Origin of the sequence: Shigella sp. FC1967, assembly GCF_001743005.1 — a bacterium.
GTDB lineage: Bacteria > Pseudomonadota > Gammaproteobacteria > Enterobacterales > Enterobacteriaceae > Proteus.
In genome coordinates this window covers 1-334 of sequence record NZ_MIIZ01001474.1, presented here as the reverse complement: position 1 = coordinate 334, position 334 = coordinate 1, and the positions used below count along the sequence as shown (strand labels likewise).

2 protein-coding genes are annotated in these 334 nt (G+C 47.0%); both read left to right on the top strand.

The window, feature by feature from the left end; translation table 11 throughout:
- The coding region (locus tag BHE89_RS27250; RefSeq protein WP_353615161.1) for a transposase at nt 1–208 on the top strand (208 nt) is incomplete at its 5' end.
- Nucleotides 144–334, top strand: a 191-nt coding sequence (gene tnpA, locus BHE89_RS27245) for an IS200/IS605 family transposase (protein ID WP_353615162.1), incomplete at its 3' end; no start/stop codon positions are given. The genes BHE89_RS27250 and tnpA, both read left to right, overlap by 65 nt.

Below are 334 nucleotides of genomic sequence, written 5' to 3'. Positions count from 1 at the left end.
ATATCAATTGAGTAATCATAATGATTTACTGGCGGAATTCCTCAGAAAGCGGCACAGTGTCAGTAAACTGGTCGTGCATCTGATCTTTACGACAAAGTATCGACGTAAGCTATTTGACGGACAGATGCTCGCTCAACTGCGTGATGCATTTGACTCCGCTGCGGCAAAACTTGAATGCGAAATTATTGAGATGGACGGGAGAGCCTGACCATGTGCATCTGCTGGTTGCTTACCCGCCAAAACTGGCGGTCAGTGTGATGGTCAACAATCTGAAATCAGTATCGTCGCGCCTGCTGCGCCAGCAAAACACACATTTACGGACGCAAAGTAAAAC